Annotated in this window: 20 protein-coding genes; 16 read left to right on the top strand and 4 right to left on the bottom strand. The window is 68.3% G+C overall.

Features of this window, described 5'->3' with window-relative positions:
* Positions 1-28: 28 nt before the first annotated feature.
* Positions 29-1,585: a Na+/H+ antiporter gene (locus PV646_RS09445; protein WP_500341049.1), complete on the bottom strand. Its 1,557-nt coding sequence runs from the start codon at positions 1,583-1,585 to the stop codon at positions 29-31.
* A 20-nt stretch (positions 1,586-1,605) separates the two neighbouring features.
* On the opposite strand from PV646_RS09445, the gene PV646_RS09440 reads away from it, so the two are divergent.
* The 5 genes from PV646_RS09440 (at position 1,606) to PV646_RS09420 (ending at position 7,026) form a co-directional block, all read left to right on the top strand.
* On the top strand, positions 1,606-1,866 hold the full coding sequence (locus PV646_RS09440) for a UBP-type zinc finger domain-containing protein (RefSeq protein ID WP_500341048.1): 261 nt from the start codon (positions 1,606-1,608) through the stop codon (positions 1,864-1,866).
* A 77-nt stretch (positions 1,867-1,943) separates the two neighbouring features.
* Complete coding sequence (locus PV646_RS09435; protein WP_500341047.1) at positions 1,944-3,881, top strand: TRAP transporter permease; 1,938 nt, start codon at positions 1,944-1,946, stop codon at positions 3,879-3,881.
* Positions 3,868-4,848 carry a TAXI family TRAP transporter solute-binding subunit gene (locus tag PV646_RS09430; RefSeq protein ID WP_500341046.1) on the top strand — a complete coding sequence of 327 codons (981 nt, stop codon included), beginning with the start codon at positions 3,868-3,870 and terminating at the stop codon, positions 4,846-4,848. Before PV646_RS09435 ends, PV646_RS09430 begins: the two co-directional genes overlap by 14 nt.
* 16 nt (positions 4,849-4,864) lie before the next feature.
* Positions 4,865-6,121 (top strand): phosphoribosylamine--glycine ligase, encoded by a 1,257-nt coding sequence (gene purD / locus PV646_RS09425; RefSeq protein WP_500341045.1) that lies wholly within the window; start codon positions 4,865-4,867, stop codon positions 6,119-6,121.
* Positions 6,118-7,026 (top strand): ADP-ribosylglycohydrolase family protein, encoded by a 909-nt coding sequence (locus tag PV646_RS09420; RefSeq protein ID WP_500341044.1) that lies wholly within the window; start codon positions 6,118-6,120, stop codon positions 7,024-7,026. Before purD ends, PV646_RS09420 begins: the two co-directional genes overlap by 4 nt.
* Here the strand turns inward: PV646_RS09420 and PV646_RS09415 are convergent.
* Entirely contained in the window at positions 7,016-7,864 is an 849-nt protein-coding gene (locus PV646_RS09415; protein ID WP_500341043.1) for an AraC family transcriptional regulator, read from the bottom strand. The two genes, PV646_RS09420 and PV646_RS09415, sit on opposite strands and share 11 nt — an antisense overlap.
* A gap of 242 nt (positions 7,865-8,106) precedes the next feature.
* On the opposite strand from PV646_RS09415, the gene PV646_RS09410 reads away from it, so the two are divergent.
* The 9 genes from PV646_RS09410 (at position 8,107) to PV646_RS09370 (ending at position 15,045) form a co-directional block, all read left to right on the top strand.
* Positions 8,107-8,625, top strand: coding sequence for a hypothetical protein (locus PV646_RS09410; RefSeq protein ID WP_500341042.1), 519 nt, complete (start codon positions 8,107-8,109; stop codon positions 8,623-8,625).
* A 2-nt stretch (positions 8,626-8,627) separates the two neighbouring features.
* Positions 8,628-9,227, top strand: a complete 600-nt coding sequence (locus PV646_RS09405; protein WP_500341041.1) for a DUF3558 domain-containing protein — start codon at positions 8,628-8,630, stop codon at positions 9,225-9,227.
* A gap of 9 nt (positions 9,228-9,236) precedes the next feature.
* The gene (locus PV646_RS09400) at positions 9,237-10,544 is read left to right on the top strand and encodes a hypothetical protein (RefSeq protein ID WP_500341040.1); all 1,308 of its coding nucleotides are present in this window, start codon (positions 9,237-9,239) and stop codon (positions 10,542-10,544) included.
* A 23-nt stretch (positions 10,545-10,567) separates the two neighbouring features.
* Positions 10,568-11,305 carry an ESX secretion-associated protein EspG gene (locus PV646_RS09395; protein ID WP_500341039.1) on the top strand — a complete coding sequence of 246 codons (738 nt, stop codon included), beginning with the start codon at positions 10,568-10,570 and terminating at the stop codon, positions 11,303-11,305.
* Between the two features lie 133 nt (positions 11,306-11,438).
* Complete coding sequence (locus tag PV646_RS09390) at positions 11,439-11,744, top strand: hypothetical protein (RefSeq protein ID WP_500341038.1); 306 nt, start codon at positions 11,439-11,441, stop codon at positions 11,742-11,744.
* A gap of 10 nt (positions 11,745-11,754) precedes the next feature.
* Positions 11,755-12,921 (top strand): transglycosylase SLT domain-containing protein, encoded by a 1,167-nt coding sequence (locus tag PV646_RS09385; RefSeq protein ID WP_500341037.1) that lies wholly within the window; start codon positions 11,755-11,757, stop codon positions 12,919-12,921.
* Between the two features lie 20 nt (positions 12,922-12,941).
* Positions 12,942-14,072, top strand: a complete 1,131-nt coding sequence (locus tag PV646_RS09380) for a pyridoxal phosphate-dependent aminotransferase (protein WP_500341036.1) — start codon at positions 12,942-12,944, stop codon at positions 14,070-14,072.
* A gap of 59 nt (positions 14,073-14,131) precedes the next feature.
* Positions 14,132-14,281 (top strand): hypothetical protein, encoded by a 150-nt coding sequence (locus PV646_RS09375; protein WP_030465871.1) that lies wholly within the window; start codon positions 14,132-14,134, stop codon positions 14,279-14,281.
* A 38-nt stretch (positions 14,282-14,319) separates the two neighbouring features.
* Positions 14,320-15,045 (top strand): potassium channel family protein, encoded by a 726-nt coding sequence (locus PV646_RS09370; protein WP_500341035.1) that lies wholly within the window; start codon positions 14,320-14,322, stop codon positions 15,043-15,045.
* Here the strand turns inward: PV646_RS09370 and PV646_RS09365 are convergent.
* Both PV646_RS09365 and PV646_RS09360 read right to left on the bottom strand, forming a co-directional pair.
* Positions 14,989-15,585 carry an HAD-IA family hydrolase gene (locus PV646_RS09365; RefSeq protein ID WP_500341034.1) on the bottom strand — a complete coding sequence of 199 codons (597 nt, stop codon included), beginning with the start codon at positions 15,583-15,585 and terminating at the stop codon, positions 14,989-14,991. The two genes, PV646_RS09370 and PV646_RS09365, sit on opposite strands and share 57 nt — an antisense overlap.
* Positions 15,586-16,578, bottom strand: a complete 993-nt coding sequence (locus tag PV646_RS09360; RefSeq protein ID WP_500341033.1) for a GntG family PLP-dependent aldolase — start codon at positions 16,576-16,578, stop codon at positions 15,586-15,588.
* Positions 16,579-16,710: 132 nt separating this feature from the next.
* Between PV646_RS09360 and PV646_RS09355 the strand changes: the two genes are divergently transcribed.
* Both PV646_RS09355 and PV646_RS09350 read left to right on the top strand, forming a co-directional pair.
* The gene (locus PV646_RS09355; RefSeq protein ID WP_500341032.1) at positions 16,711-17,229 is read left to right on the top strand and encodes a SigE family RNA polymerase sigma factor; all 519 of its coding nucleotides are present in this window, start codon (positions 16,711-16,713) and stop codon (positions 17,227-17,229) included.
* A gap of 20 nt (positions 17,230-17,249) precedes the next feature.
* Positions 17,250-17,927, top strand: a complete 678-nt coding sequence (locus PV646_RS09350; protein ID WP_500341031.1) for a hypothetical protein — start codon at positions 17,250-17,252, stop codon at positions 17,925-17,927.
* The last annotated feature ends 1 nt before the right edge of the window (position 17,928 follow it).

Below are 17,928 nucleotides of genomic sequence, written 5' to 3'. Positions count from 1 at the left end.
CATCGCAACACGAAAAGCAGGTGAACGGTTACTCACGAGACAGTGCGGCTTCCTCCAGGTCCAGTTCGCGCAACACCCGGAACAGCACCTCGTCGTCGATCTCGCCCTTGTCCCTGGCCTTGACGAACTCGTCACGTTCGGCGCTCAGCATCACCCGGCGCAGCCTGCGGTACGCGGCCGCCGGGCTCTCCTCCTCCTGCCGCCCGAGCCGTTCCCACGCGGCGTTGCCCCGGTGCTCGGCGAGCGATCGCAGCTGGTCGCGGACGTGGTCGGGCACCTCGTCGGTCACCTCGTCGAGCCTCGTCACCGCGGCCTGCGCCGCCCGGTGCTGCACCTGCGCCTCGGCCAGCGCGTCCTCGCGGGCGTCGTCGCCCTCGAAGCCGATCTTGTTGATCAGCCACGGCAACGTCAGGCCCTGCAGCAGCAGCGTCGCGACCGTGACCACGAACGCGCAGAACAGGATGATGTCGCGTCCCGGCACGTTCTCGGGGACCGCGGCCGCCGCCGCCAGCGTCACCACACCCCGCATGCCGGCCCACGAGATCACCGTCACCTGCCCGAGGTGCGGCGGTCGTTCGCGCTCGCGCACGCGTTTCGACAGGTATCTCGGGATGTAGGTGGCCGGGTACATCCAGACGAACCGGGCGAGGATCGCGGCGAGCAGCACGGCACCGGCGCCGAGCAGCAGCGCGGCGTCCAGGTCGACGTCCCGGATGATCGTGGACACCTGCAGACCGATGAGCGCGAAGACGAACGCCTCCAGCAACGCGTCCAGCGCCTTCCAGACCGCGGCGTCCTGCAACCGGGTCGAGTACCCGCCGCGCGGCGAGTGGTGGCCGATGTAGAGCCCCGCGACGACGACCGCGAGCACACCGGAGACGTGCGCGACCTCCTCGGCGATCAGGTAGGCGCCGAACGGCACCAGCAGTCCCAGCGCGGTCTCCAGCACGCCCTCGCAGAGCCGCCTGCGCAGGAACCGGACCACCACGCCGACGACCAGGCCGACCGCGATACCGCCAGCGGTGACCAGCAGGAACAACCCGACACCCTCGACGGGGGCCATGGCCGCGCCCGCCGCGGCCGCCACCGCGACCTTGAACGCCGTCAGCGCCGTGGCGTCGTTGATCAGGCTCTCCCCGACCAGCAACGTCATCGCGCGCCGTTGCAGGCCGAGCTTCCGGCCGATCGCGACGGCGGCGACGGCGTCCGGCGGCGCCACGACCGCGCCCAGCACCAGCGCTGCGGCGAACGGCAGGTCCGGGAAGACCAGCTTCGCCACGACCCCGACCACCAGCGTCGTGAACAGCACCAGCCCGACCGCGAGCAGTCCGATGGGACGCAGGTTCGCACGGATGTTGAGGTACGAGCTGTCCAGCGCCGCGCTGTAGAGCAGCGGAGGCAGGACCACCAGCAGGATCAGGTGCGGGTCGAGCTCGAACTCCGGCACGCCCGGTATGAACGAGACGACCAGGCCGACGGCGACCAGCACCAGCGGCGCCGACCAGTTGAGCCGGCGGGCGACGGCGGTGACGACCAGCGCCCCGAGGAGAAGCAGCAGAAGTTCAGGCCCGTGCATGCCGCTCATTCTGCGTAATGATGGAAGCCATGACCTGTTCGCACGTGGCGGCTCTGCCTCGATCGGTGCAACCGGAGTCGACCGAGGACTGCGTCGACTGCCTCGCTCTGGGCGAGCGCAACTGGGCTCACCTGCGGATGTGCCTGTCCTGCGGGCACGTGGCGTGCTGCGACTCGAGCCCGCACAGGCACGCGACCGCGCACTTCGGTTCGTCCCAGCATCCGGTCATGCGCTCGTTCGAGCCGGGCGAGACCTGGCGCTGGTGCTATGTGGACAGTGCAATCGTCTGAGCAGGCGGTCCGAGTCTTTGCAGTTCCTTTGGATTGATCCTCTGGGGCTGTGATCGCCCCCACAGTACGGTCGGTCCGTGGCCAACCCGGACCTCGCCCGCATCGTCGCGGAGCACGACGAGGAGATGCCGTCGCGTTCGCTCTCACCCAGGTGGGAGCGGGCGCTGTGGATCGCCGGCCTGCTGATCGCCCTCCTGGTGCTCAAGCAGGTCTTCTTCCCGTTCGCCAAGGGAAGTCAGTACTACCTGATCATCTTCCTGGCGGTGACGCTGCCGCTGGTGTTCCTCGCCTACGGGCGCGGGCACACGCCGCCCTGGTGGGACTGGGTGCTGGCCGGTGCCGCGTTCGTGGTGGGCGCCTACCCGCTGTTCGGGGGCTTCGACGAGTTCCTGAACCGGCAGGGCCAGCTCTCGACGCTCGACGTGATCGCGGGCTCGGTCCTGCTGGTGCTGATCCTGGAGGCCTGCCGGCGCACGACCGGGTGGGTGCTTCCGGTGGTGTGCCTGGCGTTCATCGCCTACGCCTACTACGGCGGGTTCCTGCCGCCGTCGTGGTCGATCTCGCACTCCGGCGTCGACTTCCCGCAGATCATCAACGGTTTCTTCAACGACGCCAGCGGGTTCTACGGCACGCCTTTGGACGTGGCGGCGACCTACATCGTGCTGTTCACGATCTACGGTTCGGTGCTCAACGCTTCGGGTGCCGGCAAGTTCTTCGTGGACGTCAGCTTCGCCGCGTTCCGCAAGTCGCGGACGGCGCCTGGTCGTACGGCGGCGACCGCGGGCTTCCTGCTCGGCACGGTGTCCGGGTCCGGTACCGCGACGACCGTGTCGCTGGGTGCCGTGACGTGGCCGATGCTGCAGAAGGCCGGTTATCCCAAGGAGAACGCGGGCGGACTGCTCGCGGCGTCCGGCATCGGCGCGATCCTGTCGCCGCCCACGCTGGGCGCGGCGGCGTTCATCATCGCCGAGTACCTGCAGGTCTCGTACCTGTCGGTGCTGATCTGGGCGATCATCCCGACGCTGCTCTACTACCTGGGCATCGCGCTGGCCGTCGAAGCCGACGCGCGGCGGTTCGGGGCGCGGCCGGTCGACGTGGACGCGCCGCGGTTCTGGGACGTGCTGAAGCTCGGCTGGTACCACTTCCTGTCGCTCTTCATCATCATCGTGTTCCTGGCGCTGGACATCCCGGTCTACAAGGCCGTCGTGTACGCGACGGGTGTGGCCGCGCTGTTCGCGTTGATCAACCACCGGCGCGAGTGGTTCCGGCTGATCGCCGACGCGCTGTCCGTCGGCGTGCGCTCGGCGTTCCCGGTGATCGCGGTGTGTGCGGCGGCGGGCGTGGTCACGTCGACGATCACCAAGACCGGGCTGGGGCAAGCGCTTGCGGGGTCGTTGGTGGACCTCGCGTCCGTCATCAGTTCGGAACCCGTCGTGGTGCTGATGCTGACGGCGGTGCTCGCGGCCGTGGCGGTGTCGGTGCTCGGGCTCGCGGTGCCGGTGACGGCGTCGTTCATCATCTCGTGGGTCGTGATCGGCCCGGCGTTGATCACCCTGGGCGTCGAGCCGGCCGAGACCGCGATGTTCATCTTCTACTACGCGGTGCTGTCCGAGGTGACCCCGCCGACGGCCCTCGCGGCCGTCGCGGCGGCGGCGCTGACCGGCGGCGACGTGATGAAGACCATGTGGCAGACGTGGAAGTACACGCTGCCCGCGTTCCTCGTGCCGCTGGCGTTCGTGCTGACCGACGCCGGTTCGGCCCTGCTGCTGCGCGGGCCGTTGCTCGACTCGGTGTGGGCGTTCGGAGCGTCCGCGCTGGGAGTCGCCGCTCTCGCCGTGCTGACGGGCGGCTGGTTGTTCGGTCCCGCGCGCTGGCCGGAACGGATCCTGTGCGTGCCGGCCGCGTTGTTCCTGCTCTACCTGCAGCCGTTGACGATCGCCATCGGGGCAGGGTTCCTCGTGGTGGCCGTGGCGGTACACCTGGTGACCCGTAGGAGGGTTCGTGAAGCTGCATAAGTACGCGATCGGCGCGATCGCATTGGCGCTCGTGGTCTCCGGGTGTGGCGGCAAGCGCACACCCACGACGCCGGACGCCGGTGGTTCCCAGGCGTCCTGCGAGGCGTCCGACGGCCGGATCACGATCGCGACCGGCAACTCCGGTGGCGTGTACTTCGTGGTCGGCGGCGGCCTGGCGAAGCTGATCTCCGACAACTCGAAGCTGAAGGCGTCGTCCGCCGAGACCGGTGCGTCGGTGCAGAACATCCAGCAGCTCGTCGCCGGCACCTACGACATCGCGTTCTCGCTGGCCGACACCGCTGCGGACGCCGTCAACGGCACCGGGGCGTTCAACGGCAAGAAGGAGAAGATCGCGGCGCTGACGCGGATCTACCCGAACTACACGCAGGTGCTCGTCCGGGCGGACTCCGGGATCAACTCGATCGCGGACATGAAGGGCAAGCGGATCTCGACCGGTTCGCCCAAGTCCGGCACCGAGGTGATCGCGGGCCGCCTGCTGAAGTCGGCGGGGCTCAACATCGACTCGGACGTGCAGGCCCAGCGCCTCGACCTGACCAAGACCGCGGACGGCATGAAGGACGGCAGCATCGACGGCCTGATCTGGTCCGGCGGGTTGCCGACGCCGCAGATCACGGACATCACCACGTCGCTCAAGGACCGGGTGAAGTTCGTCGACATCACCCCGCTGCTGCCCGAGATGAAGAAGATCAGCCCGGTGTACGACACGGCGCCGATCCCGGCGGCGACCTACGGGGTGGCCGAGGTGTCCACGATCGTGGTGCCGAACCTGCTGCTCGTCCGTGAGGACTTCGCGGCCGGCAACGCCTGCGCCGTGACCAAGCTGATCTTCGACAAGAAGGCTGACCTGGAGAAGGTCCACCCGGCCGTGAAGGACATCGCGAAGGACAAGGCATCGGCCACCGACCCCGTTCCGCTCCACCCTGGAGCGAAGCAGGCACTGGGCTGAACTACTGTGAGGCCTCGTGCGCGTCCTGGTCATCGGGTCTGGAGCCCGTGAGCATGCCCTTGTCCTCGCGTTGTCGCGCGACCCGAAGCTGTCTGCCTTGGCGTGCGCGCCGGGCAACGCAGGCATAGCCGGGCACGCCGAGATCTACGGCGTGGACGTGTCCGACGCTCAGGCCGTCGCCGGCCTCGCGAAGGAGTGGAAGGCCGATCTCGTCGTCGTCGGCCCCGAACAACCTCTGGTGGTCGGGGCCGCTGACGCGGTCAGGGCCCTCGGCATCCCGTGCTTCGGCCCGTCCCGCGAGGCCGCGTGCATCGAGGGGTCCAAGGCGTTCGCCAAGGACGTCATGAACGCGGCGGGGGTGCCGACCGCGCACAGCGAGGTCGTGGACAACCCGGCCCGTCTGGACGCCGCTCTCGGGCGCTTCGGCCCGACGTGGGTGGTGAAGGACGACGGTCTCGCCGCGGGCAAGGGCGTCGTGGTGACGTCGGACCTGGCGGCCGCTCGTGCGCACGCCATGACGTTGCTCGACGGCGGCCACCCGGTGCTGCTGGAGTCGTTCCTGGACGGTCCGGAGGTGTCGCTGTTCTGCGTCACCGACGGCGTGTCCGTCGTGCCGCTCATCCCGGCGCAGGACTTCAAGCGCGTGGGCGACGGCGACGCGGGCCCCAACACCGGCGGCATGGGTGCCTACGCGCCGCTGCCGTGGGCGCCGGAGGGCCTGGTGTCCGAGATCGTGACGCGGTGCGTCCAGCCCGTGGTCGACGAGCTGCGCGCCCGTGAGACGCCGTTCGTCGGCCTGCTCTACGCGGGCCTGGCGCTGACGTCCAACGGCGTGCAGGTGATCGAGTTCAACTGCCGCTTCGGCGACCCGGAGACCCAGTCGGTCCTGGCGCTGCTGAAGTCGCCGATCTCGGCTCTGTTCCTGGCGGCTTCCACCGGGACGCTGTCGGAACTTCCGGCTCTGGAGTGGGAGAACGGCTACGCCGTGACGGTCGTGGTCGCGGCCGAGGGCTACCCGAACCGCCCGCGCACCGGCGACGTGATCACCGGTGCCGAGGCCGACGGCGTCCTGCACGCGGGCACGCGCCGCCGTGAGGACGGCGCCGTGGTCTCCACCGGAGGCCGCGTCCTGTCCGTGGTGGGCACCGGCAAGTCGCTGTCGAAGGCCCGCGACCGCGCCTACAAGCGCATCGCGGACATCCACCTCACCGGCTCGCACCACCGTTCCGACATCGCGGCCAAGGCCATCGACGGCAAGATCACCCTGCCGTGAGCCTGCTGGGGTGCGTGCTGGGCGGGGCCGTCGGCGACGGCCTGGGCGCGCCGATCGAGTTCTCGTCGATCGACACGATCCGCCACCAGCACGGCCCCGCGGGTGTCGTCGACCTGCCGTCGCTGGAGATCACCGACGACACCCAGATGGTGCTGTTCACGCTGGAAGGCCTCCTGCTGGCACGTCAGCACGGCGTGGACCCGCTGCTGACCGTGCGGGCCGCCTACGGGCGCTGGCTGCACACGCAGGGCGGCCCACTGGTTCTGAACGACGGCTGGCTGATGGCGGACCAGCGCCTGCACTCCCGGCGCGCGCCGGGCCACACGTGCATCACCGCGTTGAAGCACAACGAGAAGAACGACTCGAAGGGCTGCGGCGGCGTGATGCGCGCCGCCCCCGTGGCCGTCTGGTCGTCGGACGTGCGCGAAGTTTTTTCGTTGGCCGTCGGCACCGCCCAGATGACCCACCACCACCCGAGCGGCTACTTGTCCGCGGGCGCCCTGGCAGTGATCGTGCAGGCCTTGCTGGCCGGCGCGGACCTGGTCACGGCGGTGGGTGTGGCCCGCGCCGAACTGGTCCGCTGGGACGGCCACGAGGAGCAGACCTCGTTGCTGGACAAGGTGATGGGCCTGGGCCAGCTGACCCCGGAGGAGATCGCCTCCGAACTGGGCGGCGGCTGGGTGGGCGAAGAAGCCCTCGCCATCGGCCTGCACGCCGCACTGGTGGCGCCCGACTTCGCCTCGGCGCTCCGGGTAGCCGTGAACCACTCGGGTGACAGCGACTCGACGGGTTCGATCTGCGGCAACATCCTCGGCGCCCGCGACGGCGTCGCCGTGATCCCGTCGAACTGGCTGTCCGTGCTGGAACTACGAGACGTGATGGAACGCCTCGTCCTCAGCTGGTGACAGGAATCCACAACTCGGCAGTGGCCTGATCCCCGTCGATCTGCGTGCGCAACATCGACGGCCCCTCAACACTCTCGTAGCTGTTGGACGGGAACCACTGCGTGTACACGTCCCGCCACATGTACTGAATGGTCTCGGGATAGGGCCCAGTAGCCGTGAACACAGCCCACGTGTTCTTGGGAACCGGGAGGGTCTCCATGTCCTCCGGCGCCTCCTTGCTCGTCACCACCCCTTGGAAGTAGTCGAGCATGTCGCCCTCCTGATTCCCTTCCTGGTTGAAGGTGAGCGCCAGCATCCCGCCGGGCTCCCCGTCGCTGAGCGCCTTCATCCGGTCGAGCGTCGGCATCCCGATGCCCTTCACGAACTCGACGATCGCGGGGTTCATCCCCAGGTGCACCAACGGCACCCGCGTCCCCCTGCCGACAACCTGGAACGCGTCCTTCTCGACAACCCGGTACTCCATGCTCGTACTCCCCTCCACAACAAGTTTGAACGTGAGAATCTGCTGCGACTGCAACACTTTCTTGTCAGCACGAGCCTCCTGAGGCCCAATTTTGTGCATGGCCTTGAAGGCCCGCGCGAAGGCCTCGTTGGACCCGTAACCCCACTTGACGGCGATGTCGAGCAGCGAGCTCCGTCCACTGAGGACCTCGTTCGCCGCCTTGGTCAGCCGCCTGCGCCTGATGTACTCGCTCAGCGGGATGCCCGCCAGAGCGCTGAACATCCGGCGCAGGTGGTACTCGCTGGTGCCCGCGATGCGTGCGAGCACCTTGACGTCGACCTCTTGTTCGAGGTCTTCCTCGATGCGGGCCATGGCTTCGTTGAGTCGCTCTAGCACGTGGTCAACGCTATGGGGCTCTGCGCGTTCTCACCCGACTTGTTGTGCCCTGTCCGATCGCCTGCCGCGATCTGCTCAACGACAGCCGTGATGATCAATTTGGTACGCCGATTGTTCGACGTCGGCGATGGGTATTCAGTCGCGGACCGTGCACGTGTGCGCACTGTGCCAACAGGTACGACACTGAGCGTGATGTGGAACCGACGAAGGGTGGTCTTCGTCCAACTACAGGTCGCTCTTACGTGGGCGTTGGTAGCCTGCGAAGCGGGACCGGACCGTTACCAACCGTACGGGGGTATGACGTCGTGACACAGGAGAACGTGGGGGCGGACGCCGTTCTCGGTGCCGCTGCGGCGGTCGGTGGCGTGGTGGGCGGTGCGGCCAGCGCCTTGATGGCCGCGAACGCGGTCATGGACCGGGTCACCATGGGTCTGGCGAGCGGGGGCACCCAGAAGTTCCACGTCGAAAAGGGCACCGTCCTGCAGGCGGGCAAGGTCATCGAACAGCAGTGGCAGGCCTTGTCCAAGGTGTACGACGACACGATCGACAAGTTGCGCATCAAGTCGGTCGACGGTGTGGTCACGTCGGAGATCGTGAACGCCTGGAACGATCGTCTGGTTTACCACGACGACTCGTACGCCAATCGGATCAAGGAATACATGAAAGTTCTCCAAGGCCTTTCCGACCAGCTGAGGGAGTCGGCTCAGCAGTACGGATTCACCGAAGAAGAGATCCAGGCGACGTTCAGGCCGAAATCGTGAAGATGAGCACTTCCAAGGTAGTCGCTGCCGTTGTTCTTTCGGCGGCGCTCGTGTCCCTGTCGGCCTGCACCGGTGATGGCGAGAAGGGGACTGCCACTCCCGTCGCGACGACCGGTTCCTCGGGCAACGACTCGTCCACGAGCAAGATGCCCGCCCGGCCGGCGAGCCTCGCGCTGAGCTCGGTCGATCCGTGCAAGCTGTTGACCCAGGCCCAGATGCAGCAGATCGACACGCTCGACACCAGGGCCACCAAACTCGATCTGGTCGACGGCGCGGAATCGCCCAGCTGCCACTACTCCAACTCCGGCCGATTCACCTACACGATCGGCGCGGTCACGCACAAAGGCGTCGACTACTGGTTCACCGGCGGGGGAAACGTCACCGTCACGGCGACGAAGGTCGCTGACTACGGCGCCGCCAAGATCGAGTTGTCCGGCGGAAGTGGTTTCGACTGCTCGATCTCGGTCGACGTCGCGGACGGACAGCAGCTGATGGTCAGTTACATCCCGAAGACGACTGACGAAAAGGACCAGGCGGTCCTGTGCGGTAAGGCCGAGAAGGCCGCTGGTTTGGCGCTTGCGACTCTCAAGACATTGAAGTGAGGGGGAGCCATGTCGGGTTATCGGCAGCTCACTGACTGGAACTTCGACGGTTGGTCCAACGCGGATCTCGCGAACGAGGTCCAGAAGCTCTCGGGCACCCAGGTCGCCGCGAAGTTCGGCGAAGCGTCAGCGGCCTTGCGCTCACTCGCGAACACGCTGGAAACGGTCGACCAGGCGATCAGGGACCAGCTCAGGGCGCTCAAGATCGAGTGGGGTGGCGCCACCGCCGAGAAGAGCCAGTCGAAGACCGAAGTGGTCGCCGCTGGGCTCGACGACGGCAGCCAGGCGTCCAATCAGAGCTCCCAGGCGATGACGCAGCAGGGCGAGAGCACCAGCCAGGCCCGCCACAGCACGCCTCCTCCGCAGAACCTTCGTGGTGACACGGAGCAGAACTTCGGAGACAAGGTCGGCGGCTTCTTCGGTGTCGAGACCGACCACGCCAAGGAGGTCGCGGCGACCAACGCGGCTCGTCAGCAGGCCATCGACAGCCTCAACGGCTACGTCCGGAACAGCCAGAACTCGCTCGACGGCTTCCGCGTACCCACCCCGCCGCCGGACATCGTCGTGGCCAGCGGCGCGGTCGCCACTCCCGTCGGCCCCCAGGTCGGCACGCCCGCAGGCGGCCCTCCCGGCATCACCGGCGGCCCCGGCTACACCGGCGGCCCAGGCAGCCCGGGTTCCCCCGGCTTCACCGGCACGCCAGGTCTGACCCCGAGCACCCCCGGCAACGCCACCGGCGTCCTCCCCGGCGCCGGATCAGGCACTCCGGTCGCGGCCGGCCTCGGCCTGCCCAAGCCCTCCGGCGTCCCGTCGTTCGGCACGGCGGCCGCGGCACTCGGGGCGGCCGGTCTCGCCGGCGGCGCGACTGGTGCTCGTGGCGCGCAGGTGGTCGGCGGCGGACGCGGACCGAGCCAGGCTCCCAAGACGCCCATCGCCCCCACCGGTCCCAAGGGCGCGCCCAGCACGATCGGCGCAGGCGGCAAGACCGGCGCAGGCGGCGCAGGTGCAGGTGCAGGACCTGGTGGCGCCGGCGGTACCGGCGTCGCGGGCAAGGGTCCGGGTGCAGCGATGACGCCCGGTGGTGCCAGCGGTGTCGGGCCCGATGCCGGTCGCGGAGGTCCCGCGGCCGCCGGCAAGGGTGGTGCGGCCGGCAAGGGTGGTGGTTCGCTCATGTCGCCTGCCGCCGGTGGTGCCAGGAGCGAGGGCGAGGAGGACGGCGAGCACGTGCGCAAGTACGGCGTCGACTCCGACGAGATGTTCGGTGATGACCGCATGGTGGTTCAGTCCGTCATCGGCGAAGACCCGAAGGACAAGTAGATCCCTTGAGCTCACCTGGTTCTGTGGTTCTGTCCACAGTGGAGTTCGCCGTGGTCTGGGAGGCGCAACGCCTCCCGGCCGCGCACGTCGCGCTCGACACGCGGATTCCCTCCGTCACCCACACGGAGAAGTCCGAGGTGGTGAAACGGGCCTGGGAGTCGCTGGAGGCGCGCGGGCTGGCGAGCAACGGGCGGGTCGTGCCCGAGCTCGCCGACGGGTTCGCGCTGCTGGCGAACCACCAGGTGTCGATCGACCTGTGGATCTGGGCCGACCGGCAGATCAGCGGGCTCGCGGCGGCCATCGGGGACGAGGCGATCCTGGCGGTGCAGGACCGTGACGAGATGTGGTTGATCGAGGCTCGGGGCACGGCTCTCGCCGAGGCCGCGGTGTCGGTCGCCGGTGAGATGCCCGCCGGGTTCGGGCGGTCGACCAGCATGCCCTACGACGAGTTGGTGGCCGCCGCCAAGGACGTCGGGCTCGACGCGCAGCGGATGATCACCATGCTGGAACGGCGGGGAATGCGGCTCGGTGACGCGCAGGAACTCGCCGGGATGCTCGACGGCATGTCGACGCGTGGGCAGTTCGGGGTGCAGCGCAACGGGCGGCGTGCCGGTCGTGTCGTTTCCTTCCACGACACGCACAACGGGCGTTATCTCCGTCAGCTCAAACCGAGCAGTGACGGGCGGCAGTGGTGCACGATCACGCCGGTCGACAACCATCGGCTCGCCGGATCGATCTGGGAGCTCTTGCAGGAAGTCTGATCACGGAACCCCCGTACGTGCCCGTCCGTCGAACTCGACGGGCGGGCATCGTCGTCTCGAAAGAGCGAATCGGCGCAACGCCCGCCGCACTTCGTTCTAGGGTCGACGAGTAGACGTTTTAGGGGGTAAGCGCATGGCTCCGACCAAGTTGAACACTGAAGCCATGGAACAGTGCCGAACGACCGTGAGCAGCCAAGCCGGACAATTCGGCGCGATCGGTGACGGCTTTTCCGGCCAGTACGGCAATCCGGACATTTTCGGGAAACTCGGTTCTTCCGGTGCGATCTCCAGCGCGGTGTCCGCAATGGACCAGACAGGCGTGCAGGAGTTCGAGGCGGCCGAAAAGGTGCTGCGCAAGGTGGAAGGCGCGCTCGACGCGGTCCAGACCAACGTCGCGGACATCGAGGAAACCAACAAGAACTCCCTGAAGGCGGTCTGACGTGAGCGCGATGGACGAAGTCGCGGCGTTGCCGGGTGGCGCGGACCTGGCGGCTCTCGCGGACAAGATCGAGACCGCCCAACCCCAGGCCGTGCGCGACATCGCGAACCGCTGGAAGCAGGCAGCGGGCAAGTGCGGCGACCAGACGAACGTCGTGCAGCGGTCCGTCGCACAGCTCGACGGCGCCTGGGAAGGCAAGTCCGCCGACGGCTTCGTCGCCTACATGGCCAACGTCACGAAGTGCGGCACCTCGATGGCCGAAGCGCTCACCAACGCCGCGACCGACCTGGAGGCGGCCGCGAACGCGTTGGAAACCGCGAAGACCTCGATGAGCCGCATCTGCGAAGACCTGCTGAGCCGCGCCCGGCAGGCCCGTCAGCAACTCCGCAACCAGCCACAAGAGGACGTCGACAGCCTCATCCGCGGCTACTGCGCCGAGGCCACGGGTGACGCCCGGCCCGTTGTCTCCCAGGCGGAAAGCGCGGTGAACTCCGCCGCAGGCACCCTGAAGGGCCGCCCCGGCGGACTGACCCCGAAGTTCTCGGCGCTCGAGGACCCCAACACCCAGTCCTTCACCCCGGCCCCGGGCAAGCCCGTCGAATGGACCGCGACCCCGCCACCCGACGAGTCCACCAAGCCTTCGTCCACATCGGACGCGCAGCCCGCACCCGCGCCAGCCGCGACCAACCACGGCGGCGGTGGCGGTGGTGGAGGAGGTGGCGCTTCCGGCGGTGGTGGTGGCGGAGGCGGCGGAGGTGAGGGCGGCGGCGCGGGCGGCCTCGGCTCCAGCGGCGGCCCGCCCTCGGGCAGCCCACCGCCCGGCAACGTCGAGGAGTGGATCCGCGAGGCCATCAAGATCCTCCAGGCCAACGGGATCCCGGTCACCGACGAGAACATCGACGAGATCTGGAAGATCATCGAGAAGGAGTCGAGCGGCAACCCGCACGCCATCAACCTCTGGGACTCCAACGCCCAGGCCGGCACGCCCTCCAAGGGCCTCATGCAGTGCATCGACTCGACGTTCAACGCGCACAAGCTGCCCGGCCACGACGACATCTGGAATCCGATCGACAACATCGTCGCCGGCGTCCGCTACACCTTCTCGCGCTACGGTGGCTTCGAAGGCCACCCGGGCCTGAAGGCGATGTCCCAGGGCGGCGGATACCAGGGGTACTGACCTGTGGTTAGCCTGACGTCATGCTGACCGTGGCCGCCCGCGCCGACGTCCCGCCCTTCCACGTCATGGACGTGCTGTCCGCTGCCGCGCTCAGGCAGCGGACGCACGGCGACGTGATCTCCCTGGCGGCCGGACAGCCGTCGAGTCCCGCGCCGCGCCCGGTGCGGGAGGCCGCCGCACGGGCCCTGGACGAGCACTCGCTGGGCTACACCGAGCAACTCGGGATTCCCGAACTGCGCCAGGCCATCGCCGGGCACTACAAGAGGCAGTACGACCTCGACGTGTCGGCGGACGACGTGGTGGTGACCACGGGCTCGTCGGGCGCCTTCACGCTCGCGTTCCTGGCCGCCTTCGACGCGGGCGACCGGGTGGCGCTGGCACGGCCGGGATATCCGGCCTACCGCAACATCCTCAAGGCGCTGGGGTGCGAGGTCGTCGAGTTGCCGTGCGGGCCGGAGACGCGCTTCCAGCCCACGGTCGAGATGCTCGATCCCGGGCTCAAGGGCGTGATCGTGGCCAGCCCGGCCAACCCGACCGGCACCGTCGCCGACGTCGACCCGATCGCCGCCTGGTGCGGCACCAACGGCGTGCAGCTGATCAGCGACGAGATCTACCACGGCATCAGCTACGGCGAGCCGCTCCGGTGCGCCTGGGAGACCAGCCGGGACGCGATCGTCGTGAACTCGTTCTCCAAGGCGTTCGCGATGACCGGCTGGCGACTCGGGTGGATGTTGCTGCCGGAACGACTGCGCAGGGCCGTGGACTGCCTGACGGGCAACTTCACGCTGTGCCCGCCCGCGCTGGCGCAGTACGCGGCGGTCGAGGCGTTCCACGAGGACTCGTACGCGGAGACGGCCGAGCACCTCGAGCGCTACCGGGCGAACCGCGACCTGCTGCTCGAAGGCCTCACCGACCTCGGCATCGACAAGCTCGCTCCGGCCGACGGCGCGTTCTACGTGTACGCGGACGTGCGGCACCTGACGGACGACTCGATGGACTTCTGCAAGCGGCTGCTGGCCGACACCGGGGTCGCGATCGTGCCGGGCATCGACTTCGACCCGGTGGACGGGCACCACTTCGTGCGCATGTCGTTCGCGGGCGCCACGGAGGACGTCGAGGAGGCCCTGCGACGCCTGAAGGCCTGGCTCTGACCCACGAGCAACAAAACAGCGTCGCCGGACGTTCACAGCGTGAGGGAAGGGGAGGTCCTATGTGGGCGATCATCGGGTGGCTGGTGGCGATCTGGATCGTGCTGGCCGTCGTCGGAGCCGTGGTGAAAGGTCTTTTCTGGCTCGCTGTGATTGGAGGACTACTCCTCGCAGGCACCGCGGCTTACGGTGCGATCAAATCCAGGCGATGAGTCTGGATTAATGCGAACGCACCACTCACCATGAGGCGGTGTTGTTAGCCAACGAGGCCCGCCTCGAGCGGTGGGAGCGAAAGGTCGAGTGGCCGTTGACGGCGCTCGCCGGAGTGTTCCTCGCCGCCTACGCGTGGCAGGTTCTCGACGATCACGGGGCCATGCACGTGCCTCTGGAGATCGCGTTGTGGCTGGTCTGGGCGCTGTTCGCGGCGGATTTCATCACCAGGGTCACGCTGGCGCAGAACAAGCTGAAGTTCCTGAGAACACATCTTTTCGATCTTGCCGCGGTTGTTCTGCCGATGGTGCGGCAGCTCAGGGTGCTCAGGCTGATCACCGTCATCACGTTGCTGAACAAGAAGTTCCAGCACAAGATCAGGCAACGCGTCAGCATTTACGTCGCAGGCGTGACGGCAATAGTCGCGTTTTGCGCGAGCCTCGCGGTGCTGGATGCGGAAAGGCACGCGGAGAACGCCAGCATCACCACGTTCGGCGACGCGCTGTGGTGGACGCTGACCACCATGTCGACGGTCGGGTACGGCGACCGCTACCCCGTCACGGGTGAGGGGCGGCTCGTCGCCGGGTTGCTCATGGTCGGCGGCATCGCGCTGCTCGGTGTCATCACCGGCACGATCGCCAGTTGGCTCGTGGAGAAACTGCGCGGCGTCGAGGAAGCAGAGCTCGAGACCGCGCAGGAACTCCGGAACCTAAGGACCGAGATCGCCGAACTCCGCAAGGAGCTCGGCACGCGCAGCAGCGGCTGACGTCCACAGGCGCGCGTCCCAGCCCGCGATCAACGCACCCTCCACGTTGGACAGCCGGTCGTCGAAGAAGATCAGGTCCGGCGACCCGATCACGGCCTCCGCACGCGCCCAGATCGCCGCGTCCGGCTTCGCGCAGCCGAGGTCACCCGAGAAGATCAGGTGCCGGAAGTGCTTGGCCCACGGTGTCTTCTCGGCCAGCCTCCCGAACGTCGACGGCGCGTTCGACAGCAACGCCAGCGGCACCCCCAGCGCGGACAGGTCCTCGATCAACGCGACGGTCTGCAGCACCGGGTCGTCGAGCCAGCCCGCGTTGTCCATGGCGGTCAGCTCACGCACGAGCGTGTCGTCGAGCGGCACCCCGAGCGCGGAACCGATCCGCCCCCAGTAGTCGGCGTCGGACCCGCCCCGGTCGTACGCGTCCCGGTCCCAGTAGACGGCCTCGAAGTCGTCGAACGACACCCCGAGCCGGGCAGCCATCGCGGGCCGTGCAGGGTTCCTCTGGCTGATGACCTCGCCGAAGTCGAACACGATCCAGCGCATCTAGACGTCCTCTCGCAGGCGACGAAGCACCTCGGCGACGTCGGACGAGTCCACGTCGCCGTGCGTCACGAACCGAACCTTGCCTGACATGGGACTGGCCAGAACACCGACGTCGCGCAGCGACAGCAGCGTCTTGTCCAGGTCGGGCACCGACGCCAGCACGATGTTCGTGGCGGGCTCGTCCACCTCCCAGCCCAGCGCCCTCAACCCGGAAGCCAATCCATTGGCATTGGAATGATCGGCTGCCAGCAGGTCGATCCGGTCGAGCGCGACTAGACCCGCGGCCGCCAGCACACCGCCCTGCCGCACTCCGCCGCCCAGCATCTTCCGCACCCGGCGGGCCTCCACCACGAACGACGCGGAGCCCGCCACCACCGAACCGACCGGCGCGCCGAGCCCCTTCGACAGGCACACCTGCACCGTGTCGACCCCGGCCGTCAACGACGGCAGCGGCACCCCGAGCGCGACCGACGCGTTCCACAGCCGGGCCCCGTCGAGGTGCACCGCGAGCCCCGCGGACCGGGCGGCGGCGACCAGGGCGGCGTGCTCGTCGACGGTGGTCACCGTGCCACCGGACGCGTTGTGCGTGTTCTCCAGGCAGAGCAACGTCGTGCGCAGCCCGTAGTAGGGCGACTCACCCCCGGCCGCGGCGAGCACCGCCTCGGGAGACACGTCGTGCAGCGCGTGCGGCATCCCGCCGGCCAGCCACGCGGCGGTCCCGAGTTCGGCGTCCAGCACGTGCGCGCCGAGAGGAGCGAGGAACCGGTCCCCGCGCGACAGGTGCAGGTACAGCGCGATGAGGTTGCCCATCGAACCGGAGGGAACCCAGAGGGCGGCCTCGACGCCGAGCAACGACGCCACCCGCTCCTCGAGGGCGGCCATGGTCGGGTCGTGGTCCAGGACGTCGTCGCCGACCTCGGCCGCGGCCATCGCCCGGCGCATGGCCTCGCCGGGCTTGGTGACGGTGTCCGAGCGCAGGTCAATGGGGGTCACAGCCTCGATCACATCACATCAGGTGAACGACCGAGGGGGTGATGTAGCTCTCGTGGATGGTTCGTGCAACCGTTGGTGACCCGGTTTCCGTCCTGTCAGTGCAACTCGAGGAACGAGCGGAGAGCAGTCCGCGTGGATCAGCGCGACGAGCAGGAGTTCGCGGAGTACTTCGTGGCTCGCCGTGAGGCCGTGCGCCGAACGGCATACCTGCTGTGCGGCGACTGGCACCGCGCTGACGACTTCGCGCAGACGGCGTTCGTGGCACTGCACAGGAGGTGGCGGAAGATCCGGGACAAGCAGGCTCTCGACGCCTACGTCCGACGCAGTGTCGTGCGCGCGGTGATCGACGAGTCACGCCGTCCGTGGCGGCGCGAGAAGTTCACCGACGAGATGCCCGAGTCACCGACGACGGACAACGAGATCGGCGAGACGGTCGCGACGCGCGAGGCGTTGATGAAGGGTCTGCGCAGAGTCCCGCCCAGGCAACGGGCCGTGCTCGTGCTGAGGTTCCTCGAGGGCCTCGACGTCACGGCCACGGCCGAGGCGCTGAAGTGCTCGGAAGGAACTGTGAAGAGTCAGACCGCGCGCGGGCTGGCAGCGCTCAGGGAAGCTCTGGGCGACACCATCGACGACCTGCGACCGGCGTCGTGACCAGCGAGAGGAGGCCGTAGATGGACGAGCAGAAGCTCGCGGACCTGTTCCGCGACGCCGCACACGACGCACCACCGGCGTCCTTCGACGCAGGCGACGTGCGCAAGGCCTCCCACCGCGCCACCGTGCGCCTGCGCAACTCGATCGCCGCCGGCACCGCCTTCGTCGTGGTGCTCGGCTTCGGCGGGGTTTTCGCCGCGAACAGCTGGGTAAGTCAGGACACGGGCGGTGCGAACGTCGCGGGTCCTGGGCAGAAGCAGGACAACGCGGCAGAATCTCCGATGACCCTGATGGAGGCACAACCTCCTCCCACGAACTTCTCCGGTGAAGGCAAGTCCACGCAGGGGGACGTGTCGACACCGGGAAGCACTGGTCTTGGTACCAGTGACGGCACAGTGCAGGGCTGTGCAGGTGTGGACCGAGAGCTCGCTGACGCCCTCGCCGACGAGCTTTCGGTCTCACCGACCTCCGCCGAGACGCCCACGCTGTCGTGCTCGACCGACTCCCGTTCGGCCGCTTTCAAGATCGACGGACTGACGATCACCGCGATCGTCACGCCTCAGTCGTTCGACGCCCCGGCCGGCGCGGAGAAGCGGGAGACCGCGAAGGGCCAGGACCTCTACGTGTTCACCGAGGGCGACGGAGAGCTGAAAGGCCAGGCCAAGCGGTTCGCGGACGTACTGGCCCCCAAGTTCTGAC

This window comes from Streptomyces sp. ID05-26A (assembly GCF_033794685.1).
GTDB lineage: Bacteria > Actinomycetota > Actinomycetes > Mycobacteriales > Pseudonocardiaceae > Lentzea.
This window is presented reverse-complemented; position numbering and strand designations above follow the sequence as displayed.

Excerpts from the sequence above, each read along its gene's own strand:
- PV646_RS09445 (WP_500341049.1), bottom strand. The coding sequence starts at position 1,585 with ATGAGCGGCATGCACGGGCCTGAACTTCTGCTGCTTCTCCTCGGGGCG.
- PV646_RS09440 (WP_500341048.1), top strand. The coding sequence starts at position 1,606 with ATGACCTGTTCGCACGTGGCGGCTCTGCCTCGATCGGTGCAACCGGAG.
- PV646_RS09405 (WP_500341041.1), top strand. The coding sequence starts at position 8,628 with ATGAGCACTTCCAAGGTAGTCGCTGCCGTTGTTCTTTCGGCGGCGCTC.
- PV646_RS09400 (WP_500341040.1), top strand. The coding sequence starts at position 9,237 with ATGTCGGGTTATCGGCAGCTCACTGACTGGAACTTCGACGGTTGGTCC.
- PV646_RS09390 (WP_500341038.1), top strand. The coding sequence starts at position 11,439 with ATGGCTCCGACCAAGTTGAACACTGAAGCCATGGAACAGTGCCGAACG.
- PV646_RS09385 (WP_500341037.1), top strand. The coding sequence starts at position 11,755 with ATGGACGAAGTCGCGGCGTTGCCGGGTGGCGCGGACCTGGCGGCTCTC.
- PV646_RS09380 (WP_500341036.1), top strand. The coding sequence starts at position 12,942 with ATGCTGACCGTGGCCGCCCGCGCCGACGTCCCGCCCTTCCACGTCATG.
- PV646_RS09375 (WP_030465871.1), top strand. The coding sequence starts at position 14,132 with ATGTGGGCGATCATCGGGTGGCTGGTGGCGATCTGGATCGTGCTGGCC.
- PV646_RS09365 (WP_500341034.1), bottom strand. The coding sequence starts at position 15,585 with ATGCGCTGGATCGTGTTCGACTTCGGCGAGGTCATCAGCCAGAGGAAC.
- PV646_RS09350 (WP_500341031.1), top strand. The coding sequence starts at position 17,250 with ATGGACGAGCAGAAGCTCGCGGACCTGTTCCGCGACGCCGCACACGAC.